Here is a 14,107-nt window from a genome sequence, read left to right as displayed (position 1 = left end):
TTAGTCCCTTAAAAAATTATAATTTCTTCAAAATCTTCTGTAAAACTAATTGTGCTGAGTACGTTCTGTTATTCGCTTGCTGAATTACGATTGAATTCTCGCTGTCGATAACTTCGTCGCTTACAATTACGTTACGACGAACGGGAAGACAATGCATGAATTTTCCGTTGTTTGTTAAAGCCATTTTTTCAGCAGTAACTGTCCAGCTTGGATCGATGTTGGTTACTTTTCCGTAATCGTTGAAGTTGCTCCAGTTTTTCACGTAAACAAAATCAGCATTTTCAAACGCTTTATTTTGATCGTATTCAATTTTGCAATCTTTGGTAATTTCCGGACTCAATTCGTAACCTTCCGGATGTGTGATTACAAAATCCATGTCTTTTTGCAATTGCATCATTTCTACAAATGAATTCGCAACCGCTTGTGGTAATGCTTTTGGATGCGGCGCCCAAGAAAGCACTACTTTTGGTTTGTGTTTCGTTTTGTATTCTTCCATTGTAATAGCATCTGCCAAAGACTGTAATGGATGACGCACGGCACTTTCCATATTAACGATTGGCACTGTGGCGTGTTTCAAGAATCCAGAAATAACGGTTTCAGCATAATCTTTTTCTTTGTCAGCCAGACCTGCAAAAGCACGAATAGCGATAATATCACAATATTGTGAAACCACTTCTGCAGCTTCTTTAATGTGTTCTGAGGCTCCAGAATTCATTACCGCTCCATCTTCGAACTCTAATGTCCAGCCTTCGTTAGTAAAATTCATTACCATAACGTTCATTCCTAAATTTAAAGCTGCTTTTTGAGTACTCAAACGCGTTCTTAAACTCGGATTAAAGAATAACATTCCTAATGTTTTATTCTTTCCTAAACTTTGATTTTTAAGCGGATTCTTTTTAATTTTTAATGCGCTTTTTACCCATTTTGATAATGAGTTGATATCTTGTATTGAAATATAGTTCATTGTTTTTTTTGTTTAATTGTTTATTTGTTTAATCGAAACCAATAAACTTTTTTATACAATCTTTGTAAAAGGAATCTCCTCCTTTAATGCTTTTAAAATAAAATTATCGTTTAATCCGTTGACGATCCAGGTTTCTATATTGGCCGCTTTTGCGATTCCGGCTGCTTCTATTTTAGATTGCATTCCACCTGTTCCGTGTGATGATTTTGATTCCCCGATTTCTTTTTCTAAAACTTGTAAATCATTAACGAACTTTATCGTTTCCGGATTTTCATCGTGAATGGAATCTTTCGTATAAATACCATTTGTATTAGTCGCAATAATCAGAATATCAACATTTAAAAGAACCGCTGTTAACGCTGCTAATTTATCGTTATCTCCAAACCTAATCTCATCTGTAGCAACGGTATCGTTTTCATTGATAATCGGAATGTAATTATTCTCCACCAAAACATTAATTGTATTGACAATATTTACTTTCGACTGCTGCTTTTCAAAATCAGAATAAGACAATAAACACTGCGATGTTAATAAACCTAAATCGCTGAAGTTTTCATGAAAAATCCGCATTAAATGAGGCTGACCAATCGAGGCTAGAGCTTGTTTCAATGCGATTTCTTTGCCTTTGCTTTCTAACTTTACAAACTGTTTTGCGGCTGCGATTGCTCCTGAACTCACAATTACAAATTCGTAATCTTTATTCAAAGCGGCAATCTGCATACCAATATCTTCAATCTTTCCCCGCGAAATATGATTGGTTTCCTTGGTTAAAGTATTACTTCCTATTTTTAATAAAATCCGCTTTTTCCCCATTGTTGTTGTTTTAACCGCAGTTTTTTAACCGCAAAGTGCGCAAGGTTTTTTATATTTTTTGTGTTTACAAACGGTAAGTTCGCAAAGCTTTGTCTTTAATATTTTTCAAATTATCTAATTATCTAATTGTCAAATTATCTCAATTACCTAATTTGCCCTTCTCCGTACACGTACCACTTATTGGTAACCAAATGCTGTAAACCAATAGGTCCTCTCTGATGTAATTTGTCTGTACTTATCGCTAATTCTCCGCCTAAACCAAATTGTCCGCCGTCTGTAAAACGTGTTGACGCATTATGATACACTGCAGCGGCGTCAATAGACTCCATGAATTGCTTTGCCTTTTTTTCGTCTCTTGTAATAATAGCTGCCGAATGTCCTCCACAATATTTGTTGATCTTTTCAATTGCATGTTGTTCAGAATCAATTGTTCCGATGACAATTTTATAATCCAAAAATTCTTCGTACCAGATATCTTCGTTTTGAAGTGTTTCCGTATTTTCGAAATTCTCTAATGATTCATCAACGATAATTTCAACTTTAGATTCGGTTAAAGCTTCGATTAACATTGCTGTAAAACCTTCGAAATTAGGTAATCTTGAATCTATTAAAACCTTATCTAAAGCATTGCAAGCCGATATTTTAGAAGTTTTGGCATTTAAAATCACTTTTAAAGCCAAATCGGTATCAGCATTTTCATGTACATAGACAAAATTGTTTCCGCGACCGCTAACAATTACCGGACAAGTGGCATGTTGTTTGACAAACTCAATTAATTTTTCTCCTCCTCTCGGAACAATTAAATCGACTTTTTGAGTTGGTTTTTCTAAGAAAGCTTGTGTTTCTGCGCGATTGTAATTCAAATATTCAACCCAATCTTTCGAAACTCCATTTTCTTCCAAAGCTTGATGCCATAAAGCAACAATTTTCAAATTTGATTGTAAAGCTTCTTTTCCTCCTTTTAATAAAATCTTATTTCCGGATTTAAAGGCGATACCACCCGCTTCAATAGTAACGTCTGGGCGCGATTCATAAATGATTAAAATCGTACCAAATGCAGCCGTTTTATTAATTACTTTTATTCCATTATCATGAATAAAATGAAAACGTTCTACTCCAACCGGATCTTCCTGAGAAGCCAGTTGGTTTAATGATAAAATCATCTCGTCGACTTTTTTGTCATCTACTTTTAAGCGCTCTTCCATCGCTAAATCTGAGCCATTATAAGCCAGTAAATCCTGCCGATTAGTGAGAATTATTTGACTCCGTTCCTGCTCGACCAGCTTTGCCATGGAGTGCAAAACGAGATTGCGTTTTTCAATTGATAATGGATTCATAATTTATAGTTGGTTGGTTGTTTTTTGGTTGTTTCTTTTAAGGGAAACCGTATGATACCTAACAGGTTTTGGAAACCTGTTAGGATAAGTATATTCTAATTTTTCAATTCTTCTAAACTTTCTTTTAAAGCGACAATAAATGTATCAATGTCTGATTTTTTCACAGTAAGCGGTGGTAAAATTCTTAACAGATTTTTGTTGTTTGCACTTCCTGTAAATATATGTTTCTCGATAATTAATTTCTTTCTTAAAGCAGAAACATCAAAATCAAATTCAACTCCAAGCATTAATCCTTTTCCTTTTACTTGTTTAATTCCAGGAACCTGTTTGATTTTTTCTAGGAAATATTCATAAACTTCGTTTACATTCTTCTGTAAATCTAATTTTTCAATTACATCCAAAACGGCAATTCCTGCCGCACATGATAAATGGCTTCCCCCGAAAGTAGTTCCCAATAATCCGAAGCTTGCTTCAAATTTTGGAGAAATCAAGATCGCTCCAACAGGAAAACCATTACCCATTCCTTTTGCTACAGAAATAATATCAGCATTGATTCCGTGATGTTGGAAAGCAAAGAATTTTCCGCTTCTTCCATATCCAGATTGTACTTCATCCAAAATCAAAACAACATCGTGTTTTTTACATGCTTTTTCTAAAGCCTGAAAAAATTCTGTCGTTCCTTGATCTAAACCACCAACTCCTTGAATTCCTTCAATGATTACTGCAGTAACATCTCCTTTTACAAGTTCAGCTTCTACTAAATCAATTTGGTTTAGAGGCAAAAAAGTAACTACTTGCTGTGCATTTATTGGTGCAACTATTTTTTTATTATCTGTAACGGCAACAGCTGCAGAAGTTCTTCCGTGGAAAGAATTATCAAAAGCTACAACTCTTGATTTCCCATTATGGAAAGAAGCTAATTTTAATGCATTTTCGTTGGCTTCAGCTCCGGAACTGCATAAAAACAATTCATAATCTTCTAACCCGGAAAGCTTTCCTAATTTCTGAGCCAATTCAACCTGCAAAGGATTCTGAATCGCATTCGAATAAAATCCTAAGTGATCTAATTGATTTTTTAGTTTCTCAACATAATCAGATTGCGTATGGCCAATCGAAATTACACCATGTCCGCTATATAAGTCTAAATATTCCACTCCGTTAATATCTGTAATAGTGCAGTCTACTGCTTTTACAGGGGTTATATCATAAAGTGGGTATACGTTAAATAAATTCATTTTCGTTTTTGTTTATTTTGTTTCAGGTTTCAGATTTCAAGTTATTTGTAGAACGTGAAACTTGGAACTTAAAACTAGTTTAATTTTCAGTATTCCTATTTCAAGTAACGCAAAGAACGTGGAACTTGAAACTTTAAACCTGAAACAAATTTTCTCTAAAATCCGCTTGGTTTCAAATGTAAACCGGTGGTTTCTTCTAATCCGAACATCAAATTCATATTTTGAATCGCTTGTCCTGAAGCACCTTTGGTTAAGTTGTCAATGATTGAGGTCACTAAAACCCGGTTTCCTTTTTTCATTAAACTGATGATACATTTGTTAGTTTGAACGACTTGTTTCATATTAATATTTGTCGTTGTTACGGTTACAAAGGGTTCATTCTTGTAGAAATCTTCGTATTTGGTAACCAATTGTTCCAAACTATCGTCGGATAATGTATATAATGTTGCGAAAATTCCTCTTGGAAAATCTCCTCTGTTCGGAATAAAAAGCAATTCACTTCCAAAATCATCCTGTAATTGCACCAAACTTTCTGAGATTTCTCCCAAATGCTGGTGCTCAAAAGCTTTATAATGCGACATATTATTGTTTCTCCAACTAAAATGCGAAGTTTCTGAAAGTCCAACTCCAGCACCTGTACTTCCGGTTGTGGCATTAATATGAACATCATTATTCAATAAATTATGTTTTGCCAATGGCAATAAGGCCAACTGAATTGCAGTTGCAAAACAACCCGGATTTGCAATGTAATTTGCTTTTTTAATATCCGCTTTATTCAGTTCCGGCAAACCATAAATGAAATCTTTTCCTTCGAAATGAGCGTCTTTATTCAATCTGAAATCATTTCCTAAATCAATGATTTTAGTGTGACTTGCAAATTGATTTTCCCTCAGAAATGAAATTGATTTTCCATGTCCTAAACATAAAAACACGACATTTACCTCTGGATTGATGGTGTCAGTAAAATTCATTTCAATATCTCCCATCAAATCGTGATGTGCCACAGAAAGTGGTTTACCCGAATTGGTTGTACTGTAAACAAAATCGATGTTTACATTGGGATGATACATTAATATTCTGATAAGTTCTCCAGCCGTGTAGCCCGAACCACCAATTATTCCGACATTAATCATGATCTAAATGGTTTACAGATGAAAATATGTTTTGTGCATTTCCTAAAATCTTAATAAATCCTTTTGCATCGTCAGACGTCCAGGCGTTGTTCATTTCTCCGTATTGACCAAAACCAGTATTCATCAAATCATTATCTGATTCAATTCCGTCAAGCGAAAAATGGTAAGGCTTTAAAGAAACCGTTACAACACCATTAACTGTTTTTTGAGTGTCCTGCAAAAACGTTTCAATGTTTCTCATTACAGGATCTAAAAACTGCCCTTCGTGAAACAACATTCCGTACCAGTTTCCTAATTGCTCTTTCCAGTATTGTTGCCATTTTCCAAGAGTGTGTTTTTCCAGTAAATGGTGTGCTTTGATAATGATTAAAGGAGCCGCAGCTTCAAAACCAACTCTTCCTTTAATTCCGATAATCGTATCTCCAACATGAATATCTCTTCCAATGGCGAAAGCATTTGCCAGTTTTTCAAGAGCCACAATATTATTTGATGGTTTATCCATTATGCCGTTTAAACCTACTAGTTCTCCTTGCTTAAAGTGTAATCTTACCTTTTCTTCACCTTCTTTTTGCAATTGCGAAGGATAAGCGTCACTTGGTAACGGTTGGCTAGAAGTTAAGGTTTCTTTTCCTCCAACACTAGTTCCCCATAGCCCTTTATTAATCGAATACTGTGCTTTTTCCCAAGAATAGTGAACACCATTTTTAGATAAATAATCAACTTCTTCTTGTCTTGAAAGTTTTAAATCTCTAATTGGTGTAATAATTTCGATTTCCGGAGCAATGGTTTGGAAAATCAGATCAAAACGAATTTGGTCATTTCCTGCACCTGTACTTCCGTGTGCAATGGCACTTGCTCCCACCTTTTTAGCATATTTAATAGCTTCAATTGCCTGGAAAACACGCTCTGCACTTACTGATAATGGGTATGTATTGTTTTTTAATACATTTCCAAAAATCAAATATTTTATAGCTTTATCATAATATTTATCTACGATTGTAAGATTTGCGTGTTGCGCACTTCCTAATTCGTAAGCTCTTTTTTCAATTGCTGATAATTCTTCAGCATCAAATCCTCCTGTATCTACAAGTACGGTATGAACTTCGTATCCTTTTTCATTTTTTAAATATTTCAAACAATACGAGGTATCTAATCCTCCACTATAAGCTAATACAACTTTTTTCATTTTATATAATTTAGGCTAATACTTTCGTATTTAGCAAGTTTGAGATTTCTTTTTTATTGGTATTCTTATGGCAAAAAAATAAAAGACATAATTTTATTTAAGAATAAAGCTTGTTTTATTTTTTTCAACCTGTTCAAAACAGCTTCGTTAAAAGGATGTCTTGGAGGATCTTTTTGTTTTTCTTTTGGGTCATACAACATTCCGGTACAAAGACACATTTTGTTTTCCTTGCTTTTCAGAATTTCGTAGTTGGTACAGGTTTTACAGCCTGACCAAAAACTTGGATCAGTAGTTAATTCAGAAAAAGGTACTGGTTTGTATCCTAAATCAGAGTTGATTTTCATTACCGCTAAACCAGTAGTGATTCCGAATATTTTAGCATCAGGATATCTTTGCAGTGAATAATCAAAAACTTTGGATTTGATCTTTTTAGCCAAACCTAAACTTCTGTAATCCGGGTGTACGATTAAACCAGAATGTGCCACGAATTTTCCGTGTTGCCAACTTTCGATATAACAAAAACCTGCAAATTTTCCATCTGCCAAAGCAATCATCGCATCACCGTTTGCCATTTTTTTCTGAATGTACTCAGGAGTTCTTTTAGCAATCCCCGTCCCTCTTAATAAGGCAGATGATTCTATAGTATCGCAAATTTCCTGTGCGAATTTGAAGTGTTCTTCTTGAGTTACAACAATAGAGATTTTCATTTCAATAGTTGAAGTTAGAGTTAAAAATTAAAACGTACTGTTTAGTTTGAAATCTAGAAATCAATCCAATAAAATTAGACAAAATAGAAGTAATATCCTCAAAATCAAAAGATTGATTTAGAAAATTTACAAAATAATATATAGTTTTAGGATATGTTTGTCCAATGGACAAATTAGATGATTTCAAAATGAAAAATGAATATAAATAAATACGCGGCGAAAAACTCTGTGAATACTATAGAGATAGTATCCGTACTTCGGGAGAAGTTACAGGAGTGTTTGTCCGTGACAAAGAAGTTATATGTAAACTTATTTTATTCATCGAGTGCAAAAGTACACTATTTTTTTATTTGCAAAACAAAAAAATAAAATTCTAACATTTTTTTAGCGTAATGTTATTTTTTTGAAGGGTACTGAGATTCTAAGTTGCTATCCCAAAACTTCGGGACTGAGTTTTTTTCTGAAGCCCGAAACCTAAAACTTGAAAAATTAAAAAAGAAAACCCGATAGTTTCAATTAACTATCGGGTTTTAAGTGTTTTAAAATTTTATTTTTTAATTCTTAGTAAACGGAATAACTTTTCCATTACCTAAAACAATCATATCAAAACCAGTTTTAGCTTCATTAAATTTAAATTTCAATCCTGCTCTTTTAGATTCAAAAGTATCTTTTTCACCTTCTACAGGTTCAACAGCAAACTTAGGATAATTTGTAATTTCTGCATTAAGAACACTATTCTTCTCTGTAAATTCAATTTTTAAAGGAGCATTTGCAGTCGAATAATTCCCTAAGTATCCATCTAAAATAATGTCTTTTTCAATTTTACCTTTTCCCGCTGTCCAAACATTATTACTTTCGTTATAATCTGGAAAAGCATGATCAGGATCTAATGTAATGCTTTCGATTTCTTCAGTAGAATTGTGTTTAAAAGTCCAGTCATTATTACGTTGCCAAATTTCAACAGGCAATTTTACTCTCGTGACTTTTCCACTTTTTGTTTTTACATCCAAAATAATTGGCATTGGCATTTTATCAAAATTCTCTACTGTAATAACAACTCCTTTAGCAGGGTCATTTTTTACGTATTTAATAGAATTAATTCCTTGGTCAAATCTCCAGTTATTTGCAAACCAACTTCTCCAGAACCAACTTAAATCCTCTCCAGCTACATTTTCAATTGTTCTAAAGAAATCATCCGGAGTTGGATGTTTGTAAGCCCAACGTTCTACATAGGTGCGTAGTGCTTTGTCAAAACGCTCTTGTCCTAAAACCTGCTCTCTCAAAATTGTTAATCCTGCACTTGGTTTTGCATAACATAAAACGCCAATATTAGCTTCCTTCATATTGTCAGGAGAACTCATAATTGTTTCTAATTTTGGACTTGTATAATACTCTACATCTTCATGAAGATCTGCAGGTTTTTGTTTGTATTCTCCATTATTGAAATCAAAAGAACTTACTGAATTAATAAAAGTGTTAAAACCTTCATCCATCCACGCAAATAAACGTTCGTTTGACCCTACAATCATTGGGAACCAAATATGTCCAAATTCGTGGTCTGTAACTCCCCATAAATCATCTCCTTTAGATTTCCATCCACAAAAAACAATTCCCGGATATTCCATTCCGCCTTCATTTCCTGCAACGTTTGTTGCAGCTGGGTAAGGATATTCAAACCATCTTTTTGAGTAATTCTCGATAGACGCTTTTGTATATTCTGTAGAACGCCCCCAAGCATCATTTCCAGCACTTTCTACCGGATAAGCTGATAAAGCCAACGATTTTTTTCCACTTGGCAAATTAATCTTTGCTCCATCCAAAATAAAAGCAGGAGAAGATGCCCAAGAGAAATCACGAGAATTTTTTATTTGAAAATGCCATGTTTTTTGTGCCGTTGCATTGGCCGTTGCAGTTGCAGCAACTTCTTCTGCTGTACGAATCATCACGGTTTTGTCGCTTTGTGAAGCAGCTTTATAACGTTTAAATTGCTCTGCTGACAAAACTTCTGCTCCATTCAACAACTCTCCTGAACCTACAACATAATGATTAGCAGGAACTGTAAGTTTCACGTCAAAATTTCCGTATTCCAGATAGAACTCAGAAGCTCCTAAATAGGGTGCAGTATTCCAACCGCGTACATCATCATATACGCACATACGTGGATACCATTGTGCAATTGTGAAGATTTTTCCGTTTTTTGTTTCTAAAACTCCCATTCTGTCAGATCCTTCAAAAGGCGCTATAAATGAGAATTCGATCTTTATTTTTACAGATCCTCCTTTTGAAGCCAATTCTTGTGGAAGGAAAATTTGCATTCTTGTATCTGTAACGATGAATTTTGCATCAGTTTCAACTTTAGTTTTTCCTCCAGAAATTACTTTTACAGATTTAATTTTATTACCTCCCTCAAAAACCTGTCCCTGAGCTCCATTACGGCTACCTGTCAAAGGCACAACTGCATTTCCTCTTGAATCCTCTTTGAATAAATTTTGATCTAGGTTTAACCAAACAAATGATAATTTATCCGGACTATTGTTGGTATACGTAATCTCATCAGTACCAGTAATTTCATTTTTTACTGCATCTAATTTTGCTGTTATTTGATAGTCAGCTCTGTTTTGCCAGTACTCAACGCCAGGCTGACCACTTGCAGAACGGGTTGATGTGCCATTTTTTGTGTAAAAATGCGGTGCAAAAGCATCATGATAATTGTAATTGTTTACCGGATTTGCTGCTGTTGAAGCTGGGGTCTGTTGCGCCCAAACAGAAGAAATCCCTACAAACAAAGCCATGGTTAATAAGGCTTTAGAGGATTGTTTTTTCATATTTTTTAGCTGTTTATGTAGCAAATTAATGAAAAAAAAAGCTATTTATAGAGAAAACCTTAAGCTTTAATTGAACTTTAGCAAAATTTTATCAAAAAAAATAATTTAGGCTATTTCTTTCAAAAACTAAAATTTATAAAATATATTTACAGCTAGATAAAAAGTAATTATTTTTCAATTATATCATTTTGAACACAACTATTTCAAATTCAACCCTTAAAGCTTCGATTAAAAATGCAGGAGCTGAATTATTCTCATTAAAGAGTCAGGACAAAGAATTTATCTGGGAAGGCAATCCTGCTTTCTGGGGCAAACACTCTCCTGTGCTTTTTCCAATAGTAGGTACATTAAAAAACAATACCTATACAGTATTGGGACAAGAATATCAATTACCAAGACATGGTTTTGCCCGAGATATGGAATTTCTATTGATTAATAAAACCGAAAATAGCGCTACTTTTTCCTTACAGTCAAGTGCTGAAACGCTGAAAAAGTACCCTTTTGAATTTGAAGTACAACTTATATATACTCTTAAAGAAAGTACTTTAGACATTGAATATAAAGTAATCAATAAAAATAAAAATAAAATGCCCTTTTCTATAGGTGCGCATCCGGCGATTGCTTTGCCTGGTGATTTTGAAAATTATAGCTTGAAATTTGAAAAAGAAGAAGTGTTACAATTTTCACTTTTAGAAAATGATCTTGTTTCGAATAAAACGCAAGTTTTAAAAACTACTGAAAATTTAGTTCCCCTGAATTACAAATTATTCAAAAACGATGCTTTGGTTTTTAAAACATTAGAGTCAAACTCACTAACTATCCTTGAAAATTCAAAACCATATATAAAAGTTGATTTTGAAGATTTCCCAAGCTTAGGTATCTGGACAAAAGAACAGGCTCCATTTATATGCATCGAACCTTGGTTTGGGTATTCAGACACACCCGGGAATTCTGGTGATCTATTCGAAAAAGAAGGAATTTTAATTTTGGACGCAAACCAGACATTCACTTCAAAATTTAGTATACAAATATTATAAAATCTAAAAAATGCTAGAATTCAATTTTTCTCCATTTCCAATTATAGAAACAGAACGTTTACTTTTAAGAAGAATTACCAACGATGATGTAAATGAAATTTTTGAACTGCGTTCTAATCCTGACACTATGAAATATATCCCAAGACCTTTAGTAAAAAATACTGAGGATGCTTTGGAACATATTGCGATGATTGAAGAGAAAATTGTAACAAACGTTGGTATTAATTGGGGGATCACATTAAAAGATAATTCAAAACTATTGGGTATTATTGGGTATTACAGAATGCAGCCTGAAAATTACCGTGCTGAAATTGGCTATATGTTGGCACCGGAATTTCATGGAAAAGGAATTATTCCTGAAGCTGTAAACAGATTAATCAGATATGGTTTTGATGATTTAAAATTACATTCTATCGAAGCGGTAATTGATCCTGAGAATTTCGCCTCAGAAAAAGTATTGCAAAAATGTGGTTTTGTTAAAGAAGCACATTTAAAAGAATCTGAATTTTATGAAGGACGTTTTCTTGACAAGGTAATTTACTCACTCATAGAAAAATAGAACCAACATTTATTTCTGCTAAAAAATAAATGTTGTTAAATATATTTTTTTCACAATAGTAGGTTTGCTATTGCGTTATATTTGCACGCGAAATAAGCAATTAAACCTTATTTTGATTTTCGAAAACTTACTTATGAAAAAAATAGTTATTCTCCTTTTGCTCTTGCTTTCAATCCACTCTCAAAGTCAAACTTATTTAAAATTTAACGCTGCGACTGCTCTTTTAGCTATACCAAATGTTGGAATTGAAACTAGTATTGGAGAAAAAACGACGTTTAGTATTGATGTTATGGCTTCTTTCTGGGAATCTTTTAATGGTCATAGTCCAATGAAATTTTACACTCTAACTCCTGAAGTGAGATATCATTTTAAAGAGAAATATGATGGTTTATATGTTGGTGGTCATATTGGACCTGACATTTATGAAATTCAAAAATGGAACTATTGGGATAGTAATAAATATGAGCATGGATTTGGCTATCGCATGGGAGTTACAATTGGTTACAATATAAAAATCAATGACAAATTCTTATTAGATATTTTTGCCGGCGGTGGCTGGCACCAAGGGTTTTATCATGGTTATTATAATGATGGAACACCTGGTCGATATGAAAAAGCTGAAAATTGGAATAAAAGTGGTGAGTGGCTGCCTTATCGTGGTGGCGTAATGCTTTCTTATAAATTAAACTAGAATTTAGGTAGTGATTTAATGTATAATTCTTCTACCTTTTTACGAGCCCAATCTGTTTTTCTTAAAAATGTCAGACTGGATTTTATACTTGGATTTGAAGTAAAACATTTTATCGGAATTAATTCTGATAAAGTATCAAAACCATAATAAGCCACAAGCTTTTCTAATATGGATTGAAGCGTAATTCCGTGTAAAGGATCTTTTGATTGATTTTGCATTTTATCTTTTTATAATAATATTAAAAGACCGTACTCTAAAAGTACGGTCTTTCTTTTTTTACAAAATTAACGAATTGAAATTAAATTTAATTCAAATCGACTACTATTAGAATATAAATTTAAATCCGACAGAAAGTGGCGTTGTTAAACTTGAACCTCCAACTAAATAAGCTGAGTCAACATTTGCCATGTGTGCTAATCCAAAATTAGTTACAGTAGTCTTAGCACCATCTTTTGGGTCTATAGAAGTAGATGAAAAATTTACCAAATCATAAGAAAACTCAACTGAGAAACTTTTTGTCACGAAATAATCAAATCCCCCTGAAACGGACAAACCAACCTGATTTATTTTAGTATCTTTTTCTTTTTCCTTACCTGTAATAATCGGCAATGCTGCCTGTCCGAAGAAATAAAGAGAACCAGCAACGTTCCAATATTTTCTTGCTAACGGCTCAATTACAATTAAATCTGTTTTTGCTGTTGTTTTTGAATTAAAATCCGACTTCATGTTTATATAACCCAGTCCAGCACCAATAGCAACCGATGGCGTGACGAACGTTCCTACGATTGGTATTACGGACAAATTCGTATCCGTAACGTCTCCAGTTTTAGTTTGCTGATAACCAAATTGAGAAGTAGCAAACCACGCCCCTTTTAATCCTTGATTTGCATCCTGTGCATTTGCAGTTAAACTGATTAACACAATACCAACTAATGATAAAATTTTTTTCATTTTTGAGTTTGTTTTAAATTATTAAACAAACTTATATGTAAGTTTTTTCTTTAAACATGATCAAAGTCATTGATTAAAAAAAAACTTTAATTATCTTAGATTGTATTAAAGTTTTTCAATTTTGTTTTACATTTGCAACTATGTTAAAAACAGTCAATATACTTAATAAGAGAGCTCGTTTTGATTACGAGATAATCGATACCTATACAGCCGGAGTTGTTTTAACCGGAACAGAGATTAAATCTATACGCTTAGGAAAAGCGAATATTACCGAAAGCTTTTGTGAATTTAGCAATCTTGAGCTTTTTGCTATTAATACTTATATTGAGGAATATTCTTTTGGAAATCAATTTAACCATAAATCAAGAAGTGAGAGAAAATTGCTTTTAAATAAGAAAGAATTAAAAAGCCTTCATAAAAGTGTACAGGCAAAAGGACTTACGATTGTACCTTTAAAACTATTCACTAATGAAAAAGGGCTTGCAAAATTGCAAATAGGCCTTTGTAAGGGAAAGAAAAACTACGACAAACGTGAGTCTTTGAAAGAGCAAGACACAAAACGCGACTTAGACCGAATTAAAAAAGCTTACAATTAAAATACTTTAAATTTATTTTAAAGGATTGTTTATTAAGATTTTATCGTTATTTTTATAGAAACAATTTAACTGT

At 33.3% G+C, this 14,107-nt stretch carries 14 protein-coding genes; 4 read left to right on the top strand and 10 right to left on the bottom strand.

Annotated elements, in window-relative coordinates; translation table 11 throughout:
• Positions 1–16: 16 nt before the first annotated feature.
• From AC3ITQ_RS14350 to AC3ITQ_RS14315, 8 genes are all read right to left on the bottom strand, one after another.
• A complete protein-coding gene (locus AC3ITQ_RS14350) occupies positions 17–964 on the bottom strand; it encodes an N-acetylornithine carbamoyltransferase (RefSeq protein WP_072971868.1) in 948 nt (315 codons plus the stop codon).
• A gap of 51 nt (positions 965–1,015) precedes the next feature.
• Positions 1,016–1,777, bottom strand: a complete 762-nt coding sequence (gene proB, locus AC3ITQ_RS14345) for a glutamate 5-kinase (RefSeq protein WP_489234862.1) — start codon at positions 1,775–1,777, stop codon at positions 1,016–1,018.
• A gap of 143 nt (positions 1,778–1,920) precedes the next feature.
• A complete protein-coding gene (locus AC3ITQ_RS14340) occupies positions 1,921–3,114 on the bottom strand; it encodes a glutamate-5-semialdehyde dehydrogenase (protein ID WP_489234861.1) in 1,194 nt (397 codons plus the stop codon).
• A 95-nt stretch (positions 3,115–3,209) separates the two neighbouring features.
• Entirely contained in the window at positions 3,210–4,349 is a 1,140-nt protein-coding gene (locus AC3ITQ_RS14335) for an aspartate aminotransferase family protein (protein ID WP_489234860.1), read from the bottom strand.
• Between the two features lie 155 nt (positions 4,350–4,504).
• Positions 4,505–5,482 carry an N-acetyl-gamma-glutamyl-phosphate reductase gene (argC, locus tag AC3ITQ_RS14330; RefSeq protein ID WP_489234859.1) on the bottom strand — a complete coding sequence of 326 codons (978 nt, stop codon included), beginning with the start codon at positions 5,480–5,482 and terminating at the stop codon, positions 4,505–4,507.
• Positions 5,475–6,668, bottom strand: coding sequence for an argininosuccinate synthase (locus AC3ITQ_RS14325; RefSeq protein WP_489234858.1), 1,194 nt, complete (start codon positions 6,666–6,668; stop codon positions 5,475–5,477). The genes argC and AC3ITQ_RS14325 overlap by 8 nt, the downstream gene beginning before the upstream one ends.
• 65 nt (positions 6,669–6,733) lie before the next feature.
• Complete coding sequence (locus tag AC3ITQ_RS14320) at positions 6,734–7,375, bottom strand: GNAT family N-acetyltransferase (protein WP_489234857.1); 642 nt, start codon at positions 7,373–7,375, stop codon at positions 6,734–6,736.
• Between the two features lie 554 nt (positions 7,376–7,929).
• Positions 7,930–10,200 carry a M1 family metallopeptidase gene (locus AC3ITQ_RS14315; RefSeq protein WP_489234856.1) on the bottom strand — a complete coding sequence of 757 codons (2,271 nt, stop codon included), beginning with the start codon at positions 10,198–10,200 and terminating at the stop codon, positions 7,930–7,932.
• Between the two features lie 188 nt (positions 10,201–10,388).
• On the opposite strand from AC3ITQ_RS14315, the gene AC3ITQ_RS14310 reads away from it, so the two are divergent.
• The 3 genes from AC3ITQ_RS14310 (at position 10,389) to AC3ITQ_RS14300 (ending at position 12,487) form a co-directional block, all read left to right on the top strand.
• The gene (locus AC3ITQ_RS14310; RefSeq protein WP_489234855.1) at positions 10,389–11,237 is read left to right on the top strand and encodes an aldose 1-epimerase family protein; all 849 of its coding nucleotides are present in this window, start codon (positions 10,389–10,391) and stop codon (positions 11,235–11,237) included.
• A 10-nt stretch (positions 11,238–11,247) separates the two neighbouring features.
• On the top strand, positions 11,248–11,796 hold the full coding sequence (locus tag AC3ITQ_RS14305) for a GNAT family N-acetyltransferase (RefSeq protein ID WP_489234853.1): 549 nt from the start codon (positions 11,248–11,250) through the stop codon (positions 11,794–11,796).
• A gap of 133 nt (positions 11,797–11,929) precedes the next feature.
• On the top strand, positions 11,930–12,487 hold the full coding sequence (locus AC3ITQ_RS14300) for a DUF3575 domain-containing protein (RefSeq protein WP_489234852.1): 558 nt from the start codon (positions 11,930–11,932) through the stop codon (positions 12,485–12,487).
• Here AC3ITQ_RS14300 and AC3ITQ_RS14295 read toward each other — a convergent pair.
• Together AC3ITQ_RS14295 and AC3ITQ_RS14290 are read right to left on the bottom strand one after the other, a co-directional pair.
• On the bottom strand, positions 12,484–12,705 hold the full coding sequence (locus AC3ITQ_RS14295; RefSeq protein ID WP_489234851.1) for a VF530 family protein: 222 nt from the start codon (positions 12,703–12,705) through the stop codon (positions 12,484–12,486). The genes AC3ITQ_RS14300 and AC3ITQ_RS14295 overlap by 4 nt on opposite strands.
• 106 nt (positions 12,706–12,811) lie before the next feature.
• Positions 12,812–13,438, bottom strand: coding sequence for an outer membrane beta-barrel protein (locus AC3ITQ_RS14290; protein WP_489234850.1), 627 nt, complete (start codon positions 13,436–13,438; stop codon positions 12,812–12,814).
• A 140-nt stretch (positions 13,439–13,578) separates the two neighbouring features.
• Between AC3ITQ_RS14290 and smpB the strand changes: the two genes are divergently transcribed.
• Entirely contained in the window at positions 13,579–14,034 is a 456-nt protein-coding gene (gene smpB, locus AC3ITQ_RS14285; RefSeq protein WP_026985485.1) for an SsrA-binding protein SmpB, read from the top strand.
• Positions 14,035–14,107 lie beyond the last annotated feature (73 nt).

This window comes from Flavobacterium sp. KH_001 (assembly GCF_057840745.1).
The sequence above is the reverse complement of the archived record's forward strand: the minus strand, read 5'-3'. Positions and strand labels throughout refer to the sequence as shown.